This is a genomic window from Abyssisolibacter sp. ZYX002 (assembly GCF_056892235.1).
This window is the reverse complement of sequence record NZ_JARMXH010000001.1, coordinates 80532-100675: the sequence shown is the minus strand read 5'-3', so window position 1 is coordinate 100675 and position 20144 is coordinate 80532. Positions and strand designations below refer to the sequence as shown.

Here is a 20144-nt window from a genome sequence, read left to right as displayed (position 1 = left end):
CCCCTCCACCAAATATTTTCTTTCAAAACTATACTAACATTTTTGATAATGATTGTCAATATCATTAAATTGATAACGCAAAACATGCTTATCTTACTTTTATATTGTATTCATTATAGTTATTACACAACTTATAATTAGATAAACATTTCTTATATAGTTCATACACATAAAGCTAGATATGCTGTTTATCATATAAGTTGTACTCATTTCCTTAAAATATAGTATCGTTATGATTAAATATAAGTAAAATGCCAAATGGGATATCTAATAAGATATCCCATTTGAAGTAACTCTAATTTTATTAATCAATCCCTATCATTTTAATAAGATACAAAGCATTTCTAGTAGTCGAAATACCCGACTTTAGTTTATAGTCAAAATATATTTTATTATCTTTATAATACTCCTCAAAATGATAGTTTCTAATTGTTTTATTACTTTCTTTCTCAAGTACTTCTAATTCTAAATCATGAGTCGATACTAACCCTATTGCTTTATTGCTCATCAACTTCTTTATCAAAATTTTTGCACCTTCGTGTCTATCATAAGAATTCGTTCCTTTAAATACTTCATCTAATAAAAAGAATATTTTCTTTTGTTCAGAAACATCTACAATTTTTTTAATTCTAAGAAGTTCAGCGTAGAAGGAAGAAATATTTTTTTCAAGATCATCTTTTACTCTCATGCAAGTGCATATACTAAATATGCTACAAGAAAAGTCTTTTGCACATACAGGCGCACCAGCATAAGCTAGTACTAGATTAATTCCTGCTGTTCTTAAATATGTACTCTTACCTGACATATTTGAACCTGTTATCAATAATACCTTAGTTTTATCATCTATTTCCAAATCATTACATACACGATTACCAGTAAGTAGAGGATGTCCAATATCGCGTGCTTTCATATAGTATGGTTTATCTATTATATTTGGGAATACCCAATCAGGGTTATTATATCTTAAATCAGCTAAACTTGATAATGCTTCAAATTCTCCTATAGTTTCCATCCACGTCTTTGTCAATACACCTGATTTCTTCTTCCATCTTTCTAAAGCAATCATACATTGATAATCCCATAAAGCAATAATGTTAATTACTATAAAATAAAAATTACTCCTGTTAGATATACTATCAGTTATCTTTTCTAATTTCTTAATTTGTTGATATGCGGTATGTTTATCATCATTTATGAGTTTATCTTTTAGCTCTTTAAGATATTCCGATTTAAAATGCTTTCTCTCTATATGATAGAGCATTTTACTGTATAATTTTAAACTATCTTTATGTTTATAAACTAAATTTAAAATTTTCGATCTTTCTTTATTTTTAAACTTTAGTATAAGCAGTTGTATAATTAATGCTATAACAGGAATTTGGTATGGTATTATCCTAAACAAACAGAGTAAAATACATCCTATACTGATTACCGGTAGTAGTCTAGCTCCAATTATTAGCCAAGGCTTTGTATATATTTCATTATTAGTTTCAGCAAATTTATACAATTCCTCATTATTTTTGGATTCGTCAAATGTTATCAAACCCTCCACCATAAACCTTTGACGCCACCATAGTTTAACCCCTAGTTCATTAGTAGCTTCCTGTCTTTTATTAATTAGCTCTTTGTTACTATATGGCTGTGAAAGATATTTTGTCAGCGTTCGTCTTCCCATGTATGTTGTGGTAGTATTAATATATTGAAATAAAGATCCTTGTCCAAAGATATCAAGGTCACTTGTAAAACTGTGCCTATCATCTTGGAACTCTAAACCAGTATCTTTAAATTTGTTCCACTTTCCCGTTAAACGTTTGAGTGCATCTGAGTTAATTTTATACAGTGCATTGGAATACTTATTTTTACGTTTTACTTTATTATGTTTTACAACCAAAATTGTAAATAATGCTATATACGCAGGTGATACATAATAAATCAAAGAGTATCTTTTTGTTACATATAGAATGACTATATTTACTATTAGTGTTAATACAGTGACCAATCTTATATTGCTAAGTTTATTAATTGTTTTTCTTTGTTTATTCATCAAATTAAAATAAAAGTTTTTTCTTTTCTCATATGTATCCAATGGTTTTTTCATTTTATATCCTCCGTTTAACATAACTGTGTTTTTTTCTAATTTCTATTATATACATTATAACATCATAATCTTATAGTTTTGTTTTAATTATACATTTTTTTGATTATTTTTGGAAGTCCATTTACTTATATTAAAAAATCAACTAAAACATTTCGTTCTAGTTGATTTCCTAATTGTTTGTTATTTATACAAACCTACGTTGGGGTACAAATCTAATCTATTTTATTTTTATCTCCAGTTATTACTATCTGTCCCATGGCATTATAAATATGTTGCCAATGCCACTAGCATATCCATCTCCATAAAGATTTAAATCATCCAATGGATTCTCTGTACTAATATGATTTCCAATACCACTTGCATTTCCGTTACCAGTTATATTGATATCGCCTGTTGCATTGTTATCATCATTACCTATTGTATTGTTACTCCCACTTGCATTTCCATTACCACTTATATTGATATCGCCAACTCTTTTATTGTTTCCAATTATATTTCCATATCCTTTACCGTTTCCCTTACCATCACCTATTATATTGTTATTGCCATCTATTTTATTACCTTTACCTTCACCTATTATATTACCTTCACCATTTACTATATTGCCTCTACCATTTTCATTGCCATTACCTATTATATTTCCATTGCCATTTGCATTTCCATTACCAGATATGTCATAGTCACCTGGTTTATTATTGTTTCCAATTATATTTCCATATCCAATTCCATTTCCAGTACTGTATTTATCAAGCAACTGCTTCCAGTAAGACCAATCATAATTATATCCACTGTTATCAACAGTTTTATTATCTCCATTAATATTAATTCCACCTGTATTTACATTTCTTCCATTAGAGTACCATCCTCCTGTGTTAACGTAATTACCATTTCCTGAAACGTTGTTTCCTCCAGTATTTATGTCAATCGCGTATGCATAGGGTACACTCAGCGCTCCAACTAAAGCTACAGACATTACTCCTGCTATTATTTTGTTTTTAATCTTCATTTCATATCTCTCCTTTTCACTTTACTTGTTAATTCTTGTTTCACTAATAGAATGCGTATATCATTATGATTTTCTGTCACCTTTTTAAAAATTATAATTTAAAGTATATCTTTCAATTATAACAATAAAAATCAACTAATGTATTTCTACTCTAGTTGATTTTCTTGATGATATTGTTTTGTAGAACTGCAATATTACGTTTTAACCTTTCAAATAACTTACTTTAAATATTCTATTTTAGCAATATCTATCTCAGTACTACCACTTTTTCTTCTAACAAGGCCTATTCCTTTTGCATGATAATCTACGTATATAATATCAACAAATTCAAACTGTATCTCTATGGTATTTGTAATTTATACATTTGTTTTGGTTATTGTACCTTTATATTATTAATATTCTAAGTGATTTTATTTACTAATTGATAATATCAAATAATTACAAGATATTTTGTCATACATGTTCCTAAAGTGTACGTTATCAATAAAATAGTTAATTTTAACGATTTATTTACTTTTTTCTTATAAACTAGTGATATGAAATTTTTACCTTTTGACATTTATATTTAGTGTTGTATAATTTATTGGTAACTGTAATTAACATCATAAAAGGAGGCATTTATTATGAAAAATATTAAAAGACATATTGTAGCATTTTCAATTTTAATCATGCTATTTACCCAAACGGTTTTTGCAGATTCATTGCTCCCAACTGGTGGTAGTGAGTGGGATTATAACCCAAGTATTTGGAATAATAGAGCTGGCTTTAATAATTGTTATCAATATGCCGTATTAAAATCATGTTGTAGGGAAGAATTCTATCCACTTCAACCAGGTGATATATCTGGAGACCCTTTAACAATTCTTAGTAAAAGTGCAATTATAATTGCTGTTAAAAAAGATCTAGAAGGTGATATTTACGAAACAACTAAGTATGCAATACCTACTAATGGTTATAGAAAAGTTGCCCTTGTAATCGCTCCTGACAGAGATTATCACTGGTATGAGCAAAACTCAGATGGATATTGGTCTCACAAACCTGGAATTGCTGAGGTAACTAATTTAGATGATTCCGGAAATGTTATATCTGATCCAGAAACTTGTGATAGAGGCGATTATACTATTTTTGCTGGATGGTTTATGGTTAGATAATATTAGTGTACACGAAATATCTTTTAGAGAAGATGATAATCTAGATATCCTACTACAATTACCTTCTCTTTATAGGAGATATTCATATAAAACAAATAAAATCAACTAAAACATTTATGTTCTAGTTGATTTTTATTTAGACCAGTTAATCCTTCTCGACGCTTTTATGTAATAAGCTATTGTTATAACTTACTATTAAATGTGTTACATTATTATACGTTTTAATGCTATCAATAATAATGGTGTGTACATACTCCCTAACAGTAATCGTTGCCATAATCCACTAAAACCTATTATAGAGTTTTGGAATGCTTCTTTTTCAGAGATAATAAATAACACAAAAAGGACTATACTAAGTATAAAGAATGCAATTGAGATTATTCCTATTGTAGAATTACCTTCTTTAAAGGATATTAAACCTACTACTAAAGGTATAAAAGTTAAAAATAAAAATCCTAAGCCTGCTCCAATTCCATGAATTTTTGATGCTATTGTTTCGATCTCTTTAGCTTCATTGACACTAAATATCCCAGACACAATTCCTGCACCTATTCCAAAGATAAATAATATTATTGTTCCTGCACTTGCATAACTCTTAGATATCTCAGAATAGATAATATGAAAATTTACTGCTGAAATACATATTAATATTCCTAGGATAATTAGCCACAGATTATAAATAAAAGATACTGGGCTTTTAGGATTTCCAAGAACACTCATAACTTGTCTCATATGACTATAACTAGGGTAAAATAAAGCTAAAATATATGCAACAACATAATCTCCTATTATAGCTATAATTAATAACATCCAACTCAATTTGGAACCCCATAAACTCATAATTTTCACCTCATTTTTTAACTATATTATAAATACTTCTGCAAATTCATCATAAATTTAATTACATCTATCTATGATAGATGTATTAAACAATTTGTCACAACACACCTTTTCTTTATTGTCCTTTATATTATACATCTTTTCTACCAGTTTTTGTAGTAGTGTTGCTTTGCAATGACAATTTTTGCATTATAATAATTACATGACTAATCATAAATAGAAAACATAATATATTTGTTTTTGTAAAACATTTATTTCTAGTAATAAAATGAGTAGAGTTACATTTACAGATACACTCGTACCTTCAAAATTATGAACGCTTTGCAACCACGAAAAAATCAACTAAAGCATTTTTGCTCTAGTTGATTACCTTTGTTTTATTATTAAACAGGTCAATAGGACTTGTTATTAATAAGGCTTCTTAATTTAACAACGCTTTCTATAATGTAAAGCAACAACACCTTCTCCAATATTATAATGATATAACTTTAATTTAATATAAGGGTTATTTTCTAAGAATAATTTACGACCCTTTCCAAGGATAGTTGGTATTATAGCTACTACATACTCATCAATGATATCCTCTTTAATAAATTGGTCAATCAATTCTCCTCCCCCAAATAAATAGATGTTTTTACCATCTTTCTTTTGTTCTTCTTGAATAATTTTAACAATATCCCCTTTTATAAATCTAACATTATCAAAGTCCTTATTCATCTTAGAACTTGCTATAAATATTAATTTGTCTTTAAATGGCTCTATACTACAATCATCATACGATTTCCTACCCATTATCATTGTGTCAACTGTCTCTAAAAAACCTTTGAAATCAAATTCTTCCTCAGTATTTAAAGTTGTATCCCCATCACCTTCGATCCAATCATATTTTCCTTCATCTGTTGCAATGTAACCGTCTAAACTCATAGCTAAATTTAATATAATCTTACGTTTCATATTATCTCCTCCTTTAAATTGTTGTTCACATATATATTTATTTATGATATTATTATTATATCTTTATAAATTGACACCTAGTGTCATATTATATGTTTTATTTTATTAATAAGTGAGGTTAATATTATGAAAACTTATCGCTTGATTAAAATTATATTATTATTGCAAGCAAATCAGTCAATAACAGCAAAAACACTAGCCGAAAAACTTGAAGTCTCCAAAAGAACCATCTACAGAGATATTGATACTCTTAGTTCACTAGGTGTGCCTATCTATACTGAAAAAGGCAAATATGGCGGAATTAAATTAAATGGTAAATATCAAACAACTTTAACAGGTTTAACTTATAATGATCTATATTACTTTTCACTGCCTGTTCCACAAAGGTTTATTGATGATTTAGGAATAACTATTCCACAAAGTGATAGCTATATGAAGTTTTTAAGCACAGCTCCTAAAGAATTAATTCCTAATTTAACTAATATAAACAATTTAATTTATATTGATATGGATTCTTGGACAAAAGAAACTTATAAAGTTAATCGTGATATACTTTCAAAACTACAACGTACAGTTTTTGATAGAAATGCGATAAATATAGACTATGAAAAAACTAATGAAAAGAAAAGCTATCATCTCAAACCCTTAGCACTAGTGTTAAAACGAGCAGTTTGGTATTTAGTAGCAATGGATGGCTCTCATGTGAAGAGTTTCCGTGTAGACCGTATTCTGACCATCTACAATACAGAAGAGCAATTTACACGCCCTACAGATTTTGATTTGCAAGTATATTGGAATAATACTGTAAATTCGTTTAGAAAAAATTTACCTAAGTACCCTGTAGACTTTGAAATATCTGAACCTATATATAAAATATTAAAAAAACGTAAAACGGTTAGAATAGTTAACGAAACATACATTTCAACTCAAAAATTATATCATGTACAGATTGTTTTTGATGTTGAATTTGAAGCTATGCAGTTTATCTTTGAGTGGGGTAATCAAATAAAAATTATAAAGCCTCAATCACTAATTGAATCTCTTAAAAAGAAAGCTCTAGATTTATTAGAATTTTATAATTAATATTGAGTATTTATCTAAATTTGAGAAACGTTAAATAAAATTTAAAACTTTACTATATACAAAAATGACCATAAAACTAGAGGATTAACTAGGTTATGGTCATTTTATAATCTTATACAATTTTATTTGTGTTATACTTTAGTGTATAATCTAATTTACCATCGTCATTTATTAACAGTTTACCTCAACTTGTTTAACGTACCATTTGCTTTGAGCTTCATACATCTCCTTATATTTTCTATTCTTTTTTATTAATTGCTCATGAGTTCCAATAGCGTCTATTTTACCTTTATCCATAACAACTATCCTATCAGCTATCTTAGCTGAACCCAATCTATGTGTAACTAATATAGCTGTCTTATCTTTGGAGATTTCTGCGAATTTATTGTATACTTCAGTCTCCATATTTGGATCTATAGCTGCTGTTGGTTCATCTAGAATTATCATATTATGCTTCTTATAAAGACCTCTTGCAATAGCTATCCTCTGCCATTGCCCTCCTGATAAATCTATTCCATCAAATTCCCTACTAAGCATAGTTTCATATCCATCAATAAACTTTTCTTCACTAACCTCTATATTTGCTTTTGATATAGCTTCCTTTATATCTTCTCTTCTACACTCGTTACTTTTATTTGCATCATTTTTTAACGAACTTATAGCAATATTTTCACTAAGAGTCATTTTGTACTTCTGAAACTTTTGAAATACTGCTGAAATATTTTCATATATAGATTTAGGTGAAACTTTAGATGTATCTTCTCCTCCAATTAGAACGCTTCCATTAGTTGGAACATATAACCCCATCATTAGTTTAACTAAAGTAGTTTTTCCAGCTCCATTCTCTCCTACAATGGCTATCGTTTCTCCTGACTCAACCTTTAAATTAACATTTGATATAACTGGTATGTTTCCCTCTGGATAAGTAAAAGTAACGTTATTTAAAGATATATCAGGTATCCTGTTTATAACTACGTCCTTACCTTCTCTTTCAGGCATATCTAGAAATTTTATGAGATTTTTTACAGTACCAAGACTACTAGTAATACTACCTAATCTTCTACATATTATCTCCTCCATTATACTAAACATAAAACCAATAGATGCGAATACTGCTCCAAAAGCACCAACTGATATATCTCCATTTAATAATGAACGAAAAAGCAAATACAAAACTCCCATGTATCCTAAAAGAGTAATACCTTTCATACTTAGCTCTAAAAGTCCAGCCTTTTTCTCTGCCTTCCATATGTGTTTATTTAACAGCTTTAAAGAATCTGTGTATAACTCTTTGAAGTATCCAAACGCTCCCAAAAGCCTAGTTTCTTTATAATACTCTCTGTCAACTATACACCTTTCATAGTACTCGTACTCTCTCTTTATTGATCCAGACTCATCTGCGAGATTTGCAAAAACCTTTACCCTAATAAATTGAGACACTGCTACAGGAATAAATATTAAAACCAAAGACATGGCAAGAATAGGTTTAATCTTATAGAGATAAATCCCCAAAAATATGAAATAAGGCACGTATAATGTGAAAATATTTATGAATGCACCTACTAACGCTGCGCCTTGTCTGACGCCTTCTTTTGCTCTTTTTATATCGTCTAAATACTCTGTGTTCTCAAAAGTTACCATGTCTAATTTTCCAGCCTTATCATTTAATATCTTTACCATGTGTCTCTCGATAAGTTTCTCTCCATTAAAGTACATAAAATTATCAATTCCATTTATTACTTTACTCAATATAAAAGCTATTCCCAGTGCCACCCCGGCTACTATGACATTATTAAAACTACTTTTATTACTTACCAAAACCACTGCACTATCAAAAAACTTCTGAGTCATAAATGTACATACTACAATAGAAATACCATCTACGACACTAACTAAATTACTAACTGTAAAATAAACAGGGCTCGCTCCAAAAGCCATAGGAATTAGCCTACATAATATTTTCCATAATGAAATATTTTCTTTTTCTTTGATTTTCATCATAAATACCAACTCCTTTGACTTTTGTACATTTCTGCGTAAAATCCATCAACCTCCATAAGCTTTTGATGAGAGCCTTTTTCTATAATAGTCCCATTTCCTATTACAAATATCTCATCAGCAATTTGTGTTGAAGCTAACCTATGACTTATAAATAGCGTAGTATTTCCCTTACTTAATTTTTCAAATTGCTCATAGATATTACTTTCGCTTATAGGGTCTAATGATGATGTTGGTTCATCTAATATTCTAAGTGAAGCATCATTCATGATAGATCTTGCCATTCCAACTCTCTGCCATTGACCTCCAGATAAGTCTACACTACCACCTTTTATCTTTCCAAGATTTGTTTCAAGTCCGTTAGGCATGTTTTCACATATATCATTTAGCTCCATAATTTTTATAGCATTTTCGATATTTTTATTTTGATGTTGTTCACACATACTATTTATGTTTCCTAACGATATATTGTCTTTGAATGATATATAATATTTAGCAAAATCTTGGTACACTACTGAAGTAAGCGCTTTAAGCTGGCTTTCTTCATATTCCCTAATACTCTTACCATTTATCAATATTTCTCCCTTGAAATTTTCATACAATCCCGTTATAAGCTTGGTTATAGTTGTCTTGCCTGCTCCATTAACTCCTACAAAGGCGTAGTGACCCCCTTCTTTTATAGTAAAGGAAAGATTTTTTAATATATATTCTTCTGTATTTGGATATTTAAAGGATACATTCTTAAATTCTAAAGATTTTAATTCTATATTTTCAGATGAAGGTTTACACAATGCCTCTTCTTTTTCTTCCAAACAAAAAAATTCATTCATATCCTTTAAATACTCTTTGTTTTCAGCCAGTTCGTTAACATAGAATGTAAGTTGCCAAGAAACCATGTTACTGAACTCAAAAAGAGCATTTGCTAGGGATATAAATAAACCTAAGCTTAATGCTTCCATCTGCAATGGCTTTAGTAGAATTATTACAATAATCATAGCACTGATTGCTGCTAATATGCTTCTCAACCTTGACCTTGTAATATTCTTTAAATTTGTTTTATAAAAAGTTTTTCGTGCAAGTTCAAACTGTTGCTCCCATTTTTCATTAATATCATTTGTATACTGAAAGAGAGTCCTTTCTGCTGCACTTTCTCTTCTTGTTAAAATATCCTCGTAATATTCATACTTTCTTCTATATTTGGATACTTCTCTTTGTGCTTCATAACTATCTTCCCCATTCTTTACTGCCACTTTGAATAAAATAACTGAAATAATAATCATAACTATCGCACTCCACCAAACATTAATGGCAAGTAATACTATTAAACTTATTGCTCTAATACACATAGCTGTCATCGACATAAAATTCATATATGCATCTTTGAATTGTATTTCTGGTTCTTTTGCGATTCTTGAAATTAAATCCCAAGTATAGTTGTCCTCTATGTATCTATACTTTAGCTTTGCTCTTTTTTCTGTAATATTAACTCTAAAGGTATCTCTAAGACTTATCTCTAACTTTACTTCCATAAACTTAATAAGTTGATTTGACATCCATGAGTAAAAAATAAGTAAAACCACCAAAGTTAAAGGGATTAAAATTTGATTAAAACTCATTTCTTTGTTTAATATATTTATAGCAGTATTTATAAATTTAGCTGTAGCTAAAACCTGTAATATTGGCACTACACCATCTAGTATCTTTTGGATTCCTATTATACTTGCATATTTAGGCGCAAACTTGAAAGGTATTTTTATTATATCAAATGTATTATACATATTTTTCTGCATTCAACTTCCCCCTCTTACTTGTTTTAAGATAACTGTTCAGCTACCGTAATAATATCAAATGTATTATACATATTTTTCTGTATTCAAGTTCCTCCTCCTACTTGCCTTACTGTAACCGTTCAGTTGCCATAATAGTTCATATTATAACATAATAATGTTTAATTTTTTGTAAAATTTAGTCGAATTTCCTTTAGAAATATCATCCTTTTGGTTCGTTGAAGCCATTAAAATCTGTATCAATGAAAAAACTCCATTCTATTACGAAGGAGTTTTTATCTCAGCATTGTTTATAGTATTAATAACAAAAAACTATTAACCTCTTATTATTTATTTGTAGGAATACTTCGTTAAGGACGATTCACGAAAAGTGACAAAAAAGAGCATCAATTGAGAGTAAAATGTACTCAAAAAAATTTCATAAGCTATATATTTAAGCTGATATGAATCTAATAGCGTATCAAAACAATCAAAATTAATGCAATTGCAATTAATACAAAAATATACCAGATATAATACCCTAATTATTATTCTTATATTTAGCTATTATAATAAATAAAGTAATACAAATCATAATATCCCTAGCATTGCACCACAACTTCTTTAAAATGCTTACTATTCAGCCTTGTTATATTGATCAAAATACTCAATAATTTTCTGATGCCCTTCTTTATCTAAATCATAATTTCCCATCACCTGACCGTTTTCAAGGTGTAATACATGTGTGCAGCATTCAATAATTAACTCCAAATCATGCGTTACAATAAATACATAGGAACCCTTTATTACTAGATCATGCATAATAGCTGACATGTTTTTCATGCTTCGATAATCTAATCCGCTAGTAGGTTCATCAAATATCATAATTTCTTTTTGGGCAATCATGCCACTTGCAATTGCTACTCTTTGTTTTTGACCACCTGATAAAGCCATCGGATGTGTTTCTAAATCCATGTCTAAGCCAAGATGTTCTAGTAAACTGCGAACCGAAATATCATCATATTCCTTAATATTAAGTGTCACTTCATCTAAAATGGTTTCAGCAAATAGTTGAGAATTTACATCTTGCATCACTACAAAACTATTTTTACTCAATGAACTATTTTTTTGTTTTACATTTCCTATTTTAATATCTCCTTTAAATTTAATTAAGCCACTGAGACATTTTGAAAATGTGCTTTTCCCAGCCCCGTTACAACCTATAATAGCCACGATATTACCTTTATTAAACATTTGATAATCTATTTGCAATATGCGTTTTTTACCTATCGAGCATCTTAAATTAGAAATAATCAACTGCTCTTGGTGTTTTTCTATCACTGTTTCTTTTCTAAATAAATCACTAAGATTTAGAGTTCTTAATCCCAATTCTGAACGATATTCATCGTTAAAATTATACAATTCCTTTTGACTGAAGCTATTGACGATTCTTCCTTGTTTCATATATATATATCTATCTGCAATATCCTTTAAATAATAAAGTCGATGTTCAGATATAACGATTGTACAACCTAGGGATTTAATTTTTTTTAGTATCTTCCCTAGTAAATGTATACTATGGGTATCTAAACTTGATGAAGGCTCATCTAGGACATAAACTATAGGTTTTGTAGCATAAACTGAACCACAAGCTATACGTTGCTTTTCTCCACCTGATAATTTAAATATATTTCTATCAATTAAGTCTTCAAGTTCAAAGTTTTCTATGACTTCATGTAACCGCTTTACAATCTCATTTGCCGGAATATTTTGGTTTTCACAGCCAAATGCTAATTCACTAGTTGTATCAATATTAAAAAATTGAGTTGCTGGGTTCTGAAATACAGAACCAACGACTTCTGCGGTTTTTTCTATAGGTTCATCAATAACACTATGGCTAGCTACTAAAACTCGTCCAGATATCTCACCTTCATAAAAATGTGGTATAAGACCATTGATTACTCTTGTAAGTGTTGTTTTTCCACATCCACTTTCTCCGCAAATAACTACGCATTCACCTTTATTAACATTAAGATTGATATCGTTTAATCCAATTTTTTCATCATTTGAATTCTTGTATTTATAATTTACCCTCGATAAACTTATCATCCTTTGACACCTCACCTTATGAACACATATGTTATAATAGCCGCTGTCACTATAACACTAAAAATAATGTCCCATAACCCAAACCCTATTTCACTAATATGAGAACGTTCTTTTTGACTACTAAGCCCTCTTGTCATGGCTGCTGCTGTTAGATCATTACCTATTTTAACAACCGACATGATAAGCGGTACCATTCTATATTCTAGAAAAGTTATAATATTACCTGATCCACTTACAAAACCAACTCCTCTTAAACGCATAGCACTCTTTATATCTCTATATTCTTCCACTATTGTTGGAAAGAAACGAAAAACAACTGAAAAAGGAATTGTGATTTTTTTCGGTACTTTCATTCTATCCATTGCTGCAATAAATTCATTAACTCTCGTTGAAACAACAAGATAATACCCCATCATTCCACATGGACCAAATACTAATATCAATCCCGAGAACAACGCAAGTAACATACCAATAATACCCTTTATATCAATCATCCATCCTTGGTTGATGTACAAAGCAATCAGATACATTACCAAGTAAATCACTGCTGGTTTCATTTTCTTATCGATAAACAAAAGCACTAATGGTATTGCTGAAATCAATGGCCTCATAAAACTCATTGATCCTAAATTCTTAGAACTAATTACTATAATGTTCATTATTACCAGAACGTATATTTTTGTGCGTGGATCAATTTTCAGTCCAATACTTTCATAAAGATTCCTATTAACATCCATTCTAAGCTATCCCTGCACGTCTGAAATGTTTCTTAAGAGTTGCGCGCCCGATATATGCGCCTATAACTCCACCTACAATTGCAAGTATGATACTACCAGGTAACATCCAATTAGGTAACAATGCATTGATTGCGTCAAGATATTCTTGTGAAGCTACTCCTTTTTGAGCTGCAAAATATGCCTCTCTCATTAGCCATAAAGGTAACATAGCTGCGACAATCCATATATTGAAAACAGCAGTGCCTATAACTATCTTTGGCCAACTTTTATAGTCTCCCGATTTAAAAATCAAATCAGCAATGATTCCGCAAACAACAGCTCCTACAAAAGCCATCCATCCTCTTCCTATAAGGAAACTCAAAGCCCCAACTAAAGCTCCCATAATAGTAACCATCCCAAATTTATTGACTTTTGTTATAAAAAGTATGAATGGAATGCCCGTGAGTATTCCTAGTATCAGGGGTAAAACTGCTACGAAAATCGGTATATACCCCGTCGTGCCACTAATAAAAAACATAATAAAGTATAATACTGTAAATATACCAATACTAATTAAATCTTTAACGTTCATTTTGTTATTCATGTTGTATCCTCCATTATCGTTAGTTTATGCTTCAATTTTCCATCCACTTGCTTTTGTTCTTCTTATCCAAAAACTATTGTATACCCCTTCATTATTTAGAAGCTCTTCATGAGTTCCTTGTTCCACCAACTGCCCCTCATCTAGTACAATAATCTGATCAGCAGATTTGATTGTCGAAAGCCTATGAGCTATGACTACCAAAGTCTTATCTTTCACTAGTTCCATAATTGCATCTTGAATATACTTTTCATTTTCTGGATCAATACTTGCTGTGGCCTCATCAAGAAGTATAATAGGGGCATTTTTTAGTATTGCTCTGGCTATAGAAATCCTTTGTTTTTCACCTCCTGATAATGTGTTACCACCTTCACCAATTTTAGTATTATAGCCATTATCCATACTTAAAATAAAATCATGACATCTTGCTTTTTTTGCAGCTTCAACAACTTCTTTTTCAGTGGCATCTGGTTTCCCAATACGAATATTGTTAATAACCGTATCGTTAAATAAATAAACTTTTTGGAATACCATGCTGATGCTAGACATTAACTGATCTACCGACATTTTTTTAACATCTACGTTACCTACTTTCACACTTCCTTTTTGTACATCCCAAAAACGTGCTATCAAACTTGTTATTGTTGTCTTTCCACATCCCGATTGACCAACTAATGCCGTCATACTTTTCTCTGGTATATAAAAACTCAAATTTTTAATAACCACTTCATTTTCGTATGCAAAAGAAACTTTATCGAATTCAATATTATAGGCATTAATTTTTACAGTTTGCTTTTTATCTACTATAGGTTTCAAATCTTTAACTGCTTGATATCGGTCTAATGAAGCATCAAGAATTCTTGTTACTGTCGCAGCTACTATAAGCGCTCTTGCAGGCAAGAACATTTTAAAAACATAGATTATAAGCATAAATAGGATTGGTAATGTTAGCGATGTTCCTAGTACTAGGTAACATGCTAAGAAAATCAGTACGCCAATTCCAATATCAAGCACATAATCAAAATGACTGATAGAAGGTAGTATTTTCTTCTCTAGATCCAGCGAGTTATCCCTTGCCAAATTAATAGCTTCATCCATCCTTTTAGCTTTTTCCCCCGCTAGATTATATGATTTAACTACAGACATACCCTGAACATATTCAAGCGCAGCTTTGATTAATTCACCTTGTGCTTCCTGTTTTCTAATGCTCACTCGTTTACCAATATCTTGATTCCTGTTTAAAAATATTAATGCAATTACTGTTATAAAAGCTACAGCGCAGGCTAGTCTCCAATTGATAATAAGCATGAAAAGAAATGCTACTAATATACTTAAAAAACCATTAAGCACTTGATCTAAAATCTTTGCGCTATAATTTTCTATCATCGCTAGATCTGATGTAACTACGCCTGATATATCACCAATATTTTTATCACTAAATGCTCCCATTGGTAAACGTTTCAAATGATTGCCAATATGAATTCTTTTATCAGCCACTGTCTCAAAACCTGAAAGACTGCCAAATAAAAAAACAAGATATTTAAATATATACTCACCAATTAATCCAGATAGTATAATGAGCAAGGATATCCATATGTCATTTGTTTTAAGTTGGCCAAACTCATTTGGTGTCATTATTTTAACTAACACATATAATATGGCACCAATAGATAAAGATGTACATATACGTGCAAGAAAGCTAAAAAGATAAGATAATTTAATCCTAGAGCTCCTTTCCTTTGAGAGTTCTAAAATACGTGTGAATATTTTAAACATGTGACCTCTCCTCCTCTGCCCTAAAGTCCCATTCCATTGCTTCTTGATGTATCCTCCACATATCATTATATTTTTGACAATACTTTAAAAGGTCTTCATGCGTTCCTTGGTTCAAAATCTTTCCCTTATTAACAACAATTATGTTATCTGCATTTACAATGGTGGATAAACGATGAGCAATTACAATTACAGTTTTCCCTCTGAGCAATTGATTAAGGGATAACTGAATCTTATCTTCATTTTCCGGGTCAGAAAATGCTGTCGCTTCATCTAAAATCACTACAGGTGCATCCTTCAATAACGCTCTAGCTATAGAAAGTCGTTGTTTCTGACCGCCACTAAATTTGTCACCCGCTTCACCTGCATTGGTATAATAGCCTTTTTCTGTTTTTGCTATAAATTCATCACACATCGCATTTTTAGCTGCTTTGATAACTTCTTCATCAGAAGCATCAACTCGCCCCATACGTATGTTTTCCATAATCGTTGTATCGAAAAGATATGAATCTTGTGATACATAACTAATCGAATCCATGAGAGATTCAAATTCAATATTTGAGATATTCACTCCACCAAGTTTTATACTTCCACCATCAACATCCCAAAATCGAGCGATTAATTTGGCAATGGTTGATTTTCCTGAGCCAGACGGTCCCACTAATGCAGTCACAGTATTTGGTTTACATGTAAAAGAGATATCCTTTAGAACATCTTCTTTTTCATATGCAAAAGTTACATTATCAAAACTAATGCAGTAATCTTCAATATCTGTAATTCCATCATCTACAAACTCAATCTCTTTTTCATTTAGCAATTGATGGATTGCTTTCTCTTTAACAGTTAGCAACGCAATATTATCAAAAAAATTTGTAAGTCGTAACAACGGTTCTGCAAAACCAAGTGCTAATATTATACACATAACATAATCACTAATCGATAATGACCCATTAAGATAAAACAACCCACCAAATGGTAATACAAATAGTATAGATGCTGGCAATAAAGTAACATAAGCCGTTGTATATTTACTAGTATGAAACGCCCAATCTACAACTTGTTTTCTAAATCCTGATACCGAATCAGTGTACTTTTCATAAGACTGAGTTGTTTGATTAAATGCTTTTATCTCTTTCATACCTGAAATGTATTCAACAATAGTTGAGTTCATATGGCTATTTGCTCTTGTATACTTTTCCATTCTCGGCTTATATTCTTTGAACATCATCATAAATGGTACTAATCCAATAGGTATAATCGTAAACGTTAGAAGAGCCATTCGCCAGTCAATAATAAAAATCAAAACAATTGTAGCTATAGGTGTTAATATATTTGCAATCCCTTCTGGAATAATATGAGCAAGAACCAACTCCATTGACTCAACATCATCAATGATGTGCATTTTAAGATTACCTGCAGTTCTTTTTTTAATATCACCCATAGGTAACCGCATTAACTTTGATGTTATGGCTTTTCTCAACTCGCCTAAAATTGTATATGCATTAATATGAGATAGTTTAAGTGCCTCAAATAATAAAAATGTTTTTAGTAATAATATAATCGTAATTAAGCCTACGTTAGCAATTACGATTTTAAGTTCTGGTAATTTATTGCCATTAAAGAGCATAATTGTTCGATGAGCCATTATATACGCTAAAATGCCCAACGAAACGCTTAATGATGCAAAAACAATACTCCCCCATAGCAACCCCTTTCTTTTATCAGCATAAGAAAACATTCGTTTTATACTATTCATTTAATCCTCCTTCATATATTAAAAGCCAGTAATAATAAGATTGTCTCTCAATTATTACTGGCTCTGTGTCTTAGCATCTGGCTCTATTATTTTCAATTTTTGATCGCTTAAGTCAATGATATTTTCATTCTTGCACTTAGGGCAATAAAGTGGGAAGTTTTTTAAAGAAGTATTTGCAAATGTCTTCGTTCTTGTTTTATTCCCACATGTTGGACAATGAATCCATCCTTGTTTATCTATCCATCCATTCAAAATAATCCTCCTTCTATATTTAATATAGTTTGCCAACCTGACTTAAAGAAACGTCGTAATCGATCTAATTGTATCTGTGCTTCTTCTTTAGAAATATTGTGCAGGACTAATTCAAACAAACCAGTATAAAATGCGTGAGATGCAATATGAGCAAACTGCTCATCCATTCGTCCTGACGTAATTGCATCGTTATTTGTGCCTTTTATTGATCTTATCGTACATTCGACATCTTGCTTTACTATACGATGCATAAAATCAGTATACCCCTTGCTATCAGTACATGACAACAACAATTTAAAAATATCTGCATGATCATATATATAATTTAGAATGATATCAAAACTTTTATCTGAATAATCCGACATTAATCTTTTCATATCATCATCCACATTATATCCTCCTTGTTCTATTACGAGTATCTCTATAAATTCATCTATAGTCGGTTGGACTAATGCCTTAAAAAGACTCGCTTTATCAGGATAGCGTATATAGATTGCACCTTTGCTTGAATCAGCATTCTTGGCAATGTTTCGTAATGAAGCATTTTCATATCCGTTACTTAGAAATTCTTGCTTCGCACAGGCTAATATTTTTTCAGTTACACCTTCAACTCGTTTCACTATTACACTCTCTTTTCTTATCATTTTATTAATATTAAGACCACTGGTCTTAATGATAACACAGTCTTATTGTATTTGTCAATAACGATATTCATTATCATTTGTATTTATTCAAACTGAAACTATTTAATGCCTTGTGATTGTAATTCATTCTTTAAGAGCACTGTGGGCATAGATAAAGAAAAATCAACTAAAGCATTTCTGTTTTAGTTGATTTTTATAATTTTGTTACTTGCAAACTAATTGTACCTAATCCTCAGCAATCAGAGCTATTCACGTTATTTTACTATTGGAACATAATAATCTTTATAACATTACAACTATATTATAATAAATAATATTATTTTAATCCCTATATTCAATTTACTTATAAAAATAAAAAATCATATTTAACAATATGAATAATATTACTATTTTAGATTCTGTTAGTTTACTTTTATAATTATTACATGTTGTTGTGGCTTTACATTTATCCTAAACCAATATAACCTGCGCGTTTCTATCAGGTTATATTGATTGTACAAATAATCCAAATACTGATATGAAGTTATAAGCCATAAGAAAAAATATATCTAAAGGTTAGTGTCTTCTTGGTAAATGGGAATCTGCACTTTGAAAATAGTTGACTTGTCTGAACCAACTAAGCTAATAAATCCATTTTGTTTTTCTAGAAGTTTTTTAACAAGAGCAAGACCTAAACCAGTCCCTGAGAAAGCTTTAGATCGATTCTTATCTATAGTATAGAATGGTTCAAAAATACTGTTTTTATGTTCATCTGGAACACCGATTTTTTCTACACACAATAGTTGATTCTCATCCATCCAAAATATATCAGCAATATTCTGTAGCTGGACTATATTTTTAATAGATAATACCTCATTAATTTCTTTCTGTTGATTTTTAAGCACTTTTATACCTGATATCTTATTCTGAGCAAATACCATATTACTATTAGATAATACGCTTATACCAAATACTATTAATCCTACTAAAAGTAAAGAATGGTGCCTCTTTTTGGCCTTTCTTATTTTTACCTTTTTCATTATTATTTGTCCTCCTTATTCTTTATAGGATCATTATAGCGAAGATCTGTATCCAAAGAATATAGAATCCATTTCCAATCTGTAAACTTTTATAAAAAGCAAAAGCATATTAATATCCCTATACCACATTATTATCTATGTAAATAATTTTAACATATTCTATCATCAATTGTCTCATTGTTATATCGTGTGGATAGATAAACTCATCTTTACTGATTATCATAGATTTAATGAATCATTTTTTTAGTATTTTTTTCTTTTTTGTCTACTATATTATACATCTTTTCTACTAGTTTTTGTAGTGTGTTTGTTAATGGTAGATGTAGTAGGTATCTTTTTTGTGTATAGTACTTCTTTTTCTCCTTTTTCGTAGTTTGT

The 20144-nt window shown here is 30.2% G+C and carries 16 protein-coding genes; 2 read left to right on the top strand and 14 right to left on the bottom strand.

The features are described 5' to 3' along the window. Nucleotides 1-304 precede the first annotated feature (304 nt). Both P3X86_RS00410 and P3X86_RS00405 read right to left on the bottom strand, forming a co-directional pair. Nucleotides 305-2098 carry a MutS family DNA mismatch repair protein gene (locus tag P3X86_RS00410; protein ID WP_483290642.1) on the bottom strand — a complete coding sequence of 598 codons (1794 nt, stop codon included), beginning with the start codon at nt 2096-2098 and terminating at the stop codon, nt 305-307. Nucleotides 2099-2342: 244 nt separating this feature from the next. After that, complete coding sequence (locus P3X86_RS00405) at nt 2343-3104, bottom strand: hypothetical protein (protein ID WP_483290641.1); 762 nt, start codon at nt 3102-3104, stop codon at nt 2343-2345. A 623-nt stretch (nt 3105-3727) separates the two neighbouring features. On the opposite strand from P3X86_RS00405, the gene P3X86_RS00400 reads away from it, so the two are divergent. Next, the gene (locus P3X86_RS00400; protein WP_483290640.1) at nt 3728-4255 is read left to right on the top strand and encodes a hypothetical protein; all 528 of its coding nucleotides are present in this window, start codon (nt 3728-3730) and stop codon (nt 4253-4255) included. Nucleotides 4256-4459: 204 nt separating this feature from the next. Here the strand turns inward: P3X86_RS00400 and P3X86_RS00395 are convergent, their stop codons facing one another. Beyond that, nucleotides 4460-5095, bottom strand: a complete 636-nt coding sequence (locus P3X86_RS00395) for a DUF998 domain-containing protein (RefSeq protein ID WP_483290639.1) — start codon at nt 5093-5095, stop codon at nt 4460-4462. A gap of 426 nt (nt 5096-5521) precedes the next feature. Further along, entirely contained in the window at nt 5522-6049 is a 528-nt protein-coding gene (locus tag P3X86_RS00390; protein WP_483290638.1) for a dihydrofolate reductase family protein, read from the bottom strand. A gap of 126 nt (nt 6050-6175) precedes the next feature. On the opposite strand from P3X86_RS00390, the gene P3X86_RS00385 reads away from it, so the two are divergent. Next, nucleotides 6176-7132 (top strand): helix-turn-helix transcriptional regulator, encoded by a 957-nt coding sequence (locus tag P3X86_RS00385; protein WP_483290637.1) that lies wholly within the window; start codon nt 6176-6178, stop codon nt 7130-7132. Between the two features lie 171 nt (nt 7133-7303). Here P3X86_RS00385 and P3X86_RS00380 read toward each other — a convergent pair whose 3' ends face one another. From P3X86_RS00380 to P3X86_RS00335, 10 genes are all read right to left on the bottom strand, one after another. Continuing rightward, the gene (locus P3X86_RS00380; protein WP_483290636.1) at nt 7304-9133 is read right to left on the bottom strand and encodes an ABC transporter ATP-binding protein; all 1830 of its coding nucleotides are present in this window, start codon (nt 9131-9133) and stop codon (nt 7304-7306) included. Then, complete coding sequence (locus tag P3X86_RS00375) at nt 9130-10920, bottom strand: ABC transporter ATP-binding protein (protein WP_483290635.1); 1791 nt, start codon at nt 10918-10920, stop codon at nt 9130-9132. The genes P3X86_RS00380 and P3X86_RS00375 overlap by 4 nt, the downstream gene beginning before the upstream one ends. Nucleotides 10921-11532: 612 nt before the next feature. Further along, nucleotides 11533-13005, bottom strand: coding sequence for an ABC transporter ATP-binding protein (locus tag P3X86_RS00370; RefSeq protein WP_483290634.1), 1473 nt, complete (start codon nt 13003-13005; stop codon nt 11533-11535). A gap of 11 nt (nt 13006-13016) precedes the next feature. Further along, nucleotides 13017-13742, bottom strand: coding sequence for an energy-coupling factor transporter transmembrane component T (locus tag P3X86_RS00365; RefSeq protein WP_483290633.1), 726 nt, complete (start codon nt 13740-13742; stop codon nt 13017-13019). A gap of 1 nt (nt 13743) precedes the next feature. Next, nucleotides 13744-14325 carry an MptD family putative ECF transporter S component gene (locus tag P3X86_RS00360; RefSeq protein ID WP_483290632.1) on the bottom strand — a complete coding sequence of 194 codons (582 nt, stop codon included), beginning with the start codon at nt 14323-14325 and terminating at the stop codon, nt 13744-13746. A gap of 24 nt (nt 14326-14349) precedes the next feature. After that, the gene (locus P3X86_RS00355) at nt 14350-15972 is read right to left on the bottom strand and encodes an ABC transporter ATP-binding protein (RefSeq protein ID WP_483291718.1); all 1623 of its coding nucleotides are present in this window, start codon (nt 15970-15972) and stop codon (nt 14350-14352) included. A 118-nt stretch (nt 15973-16090) separates the two neighbouring features. Continuing rightward, nucleotides 16091-17851, bottom strand: a complete 1761-nt coding sequence (locus P3X86_RS00350) for an ABC transporter ATP-binding protein (protein WP_483290631.1) — start codon at nt 17849-17851, stop codon at nt 16091-16093. A 54-nt stretch (nt 17852-17905) separates the two neighbouring features. Then, a complete protein-coding gene (locus P3X86_RS00345; protein WP_483290630.1) occupies nt 17906-18103 on the bottom strand; it encodes a cysteine-rich KTR domain-containing protein in 198 nt (65 codons plus the stop codon). Beyond that, on the bottom strand, nt 18100-18723 hold the full coding sequence (locus P3X86_RS00340) for a TetR/AcrR family transcriptional regulator (RefSeq protein ID WP_483290629.1): 624 nt from the start codon (nt 18721-18723) through the stop codon (nt 18100-18102). Before P3X86_RS00340 ends, P3X86_RS00345 begins: the two co-directional genes overlap by 4 nt. A gap of 572 nt (nt 18724-19295) precedes the next feature. Next, nucleotides 19296-19766, bottom strand: coding sequence for an ATP-binding protein (locus P3X86_RS00335; protein ID WP_483290628.1), 471 nt, complete (start codon nt 19764-19766; stop codon nt 19296-19298). Between the last annotated feature and the right edge of the window lie 378 nt (nt 19767-20144).

Coding starts and splice junctions, on each gene's coding strand:
- P3X86_RS00395 (WP_483290639.1), bottom strand. CDS start 5,095: ATGAGTTTATGGGGTTCCAAATTGAGTTGGATGTTATTAATTATAGCT.
- P3X86_RS00350 (WP_483290631.1), bottom strand. CDS start 17,851: ATGAATAGTATAAAACGAATGTTTTCTTATGCTGATAAAAGAAAGGGG.
- P3X86_RS00380 (WP_483290636.1), bottom strand. CDS start 9,133: ATGATGAAAATCAAAGAAAAAGAAAATATTTCATTATGGAAAATATTA.
- P3X86_RS00335 (WP_483290628.1), bottom strand. CDS start 19,766: ATGAAAAAGGTAAAAATAAGAAAGGCCAAAAAGAGGCACCATTCTTTA.
- P3X86_RS00375 (WP_483290635.1), bottom strand. CDS start 10,920: ATGCAGAAAAATATGTATAATACATTTGATATAATAAAAATACCTTTC.
- P3X86_RS00390 (WP_483290638.1), bottom strand. CDS start 6,049: ATGAAACGTAAGATTATATTAAATTTAGCTATGAGTTTAGACGGTTAC.
- P3X86_RS00410 (WP_483290642.1), bottom strand. CDS start 2,098: ATGAAAAAACCATTGGATACATATGAGAAAAGAAAAAACTTTTATTTT.
- P3X86_RS00405 (WP_483290641.1), bottom strand. CDS start 3,104: ATGAAGATTAAAAACAAAATAATAGCAGGAGTAATGTCTGTAGCTTTA.
- P3X86_RS00370 (WP_483290634.1), bottom strand. CDS start 13,005: ATGATAAGTTTATCGAGGGTAAATTATAAATACAAGAATTCAAATGAT.
- P3X86_RS00385 (WP_483290637.1), top strand. CDS start 6,176: ATGAAAACTTATCGCTTGATTAAAATTATATTATTATTGCAAGCAAAT.
- P3X86_RS00360 (WP_483290632.1), bottom strand. CDS start 14,325: ATGAATAACAAAATGAACGTTAAAGATTTAATTAGTATTGGTATATTT.
- P3X86_RS00365 (WP_483290633.1), bottom strand. CDS start 13,742: ATGGATGTTAATAGGAATCTTTATGAAAGTATTGGACTGAAAATTGAT.
- P3X86_RS00400 (WP_483290640.1), top strand. CDS start 3,728: ATGAAAAATATTAAAAGACATATTGTAGCATTTTCAATTTTAATCATG.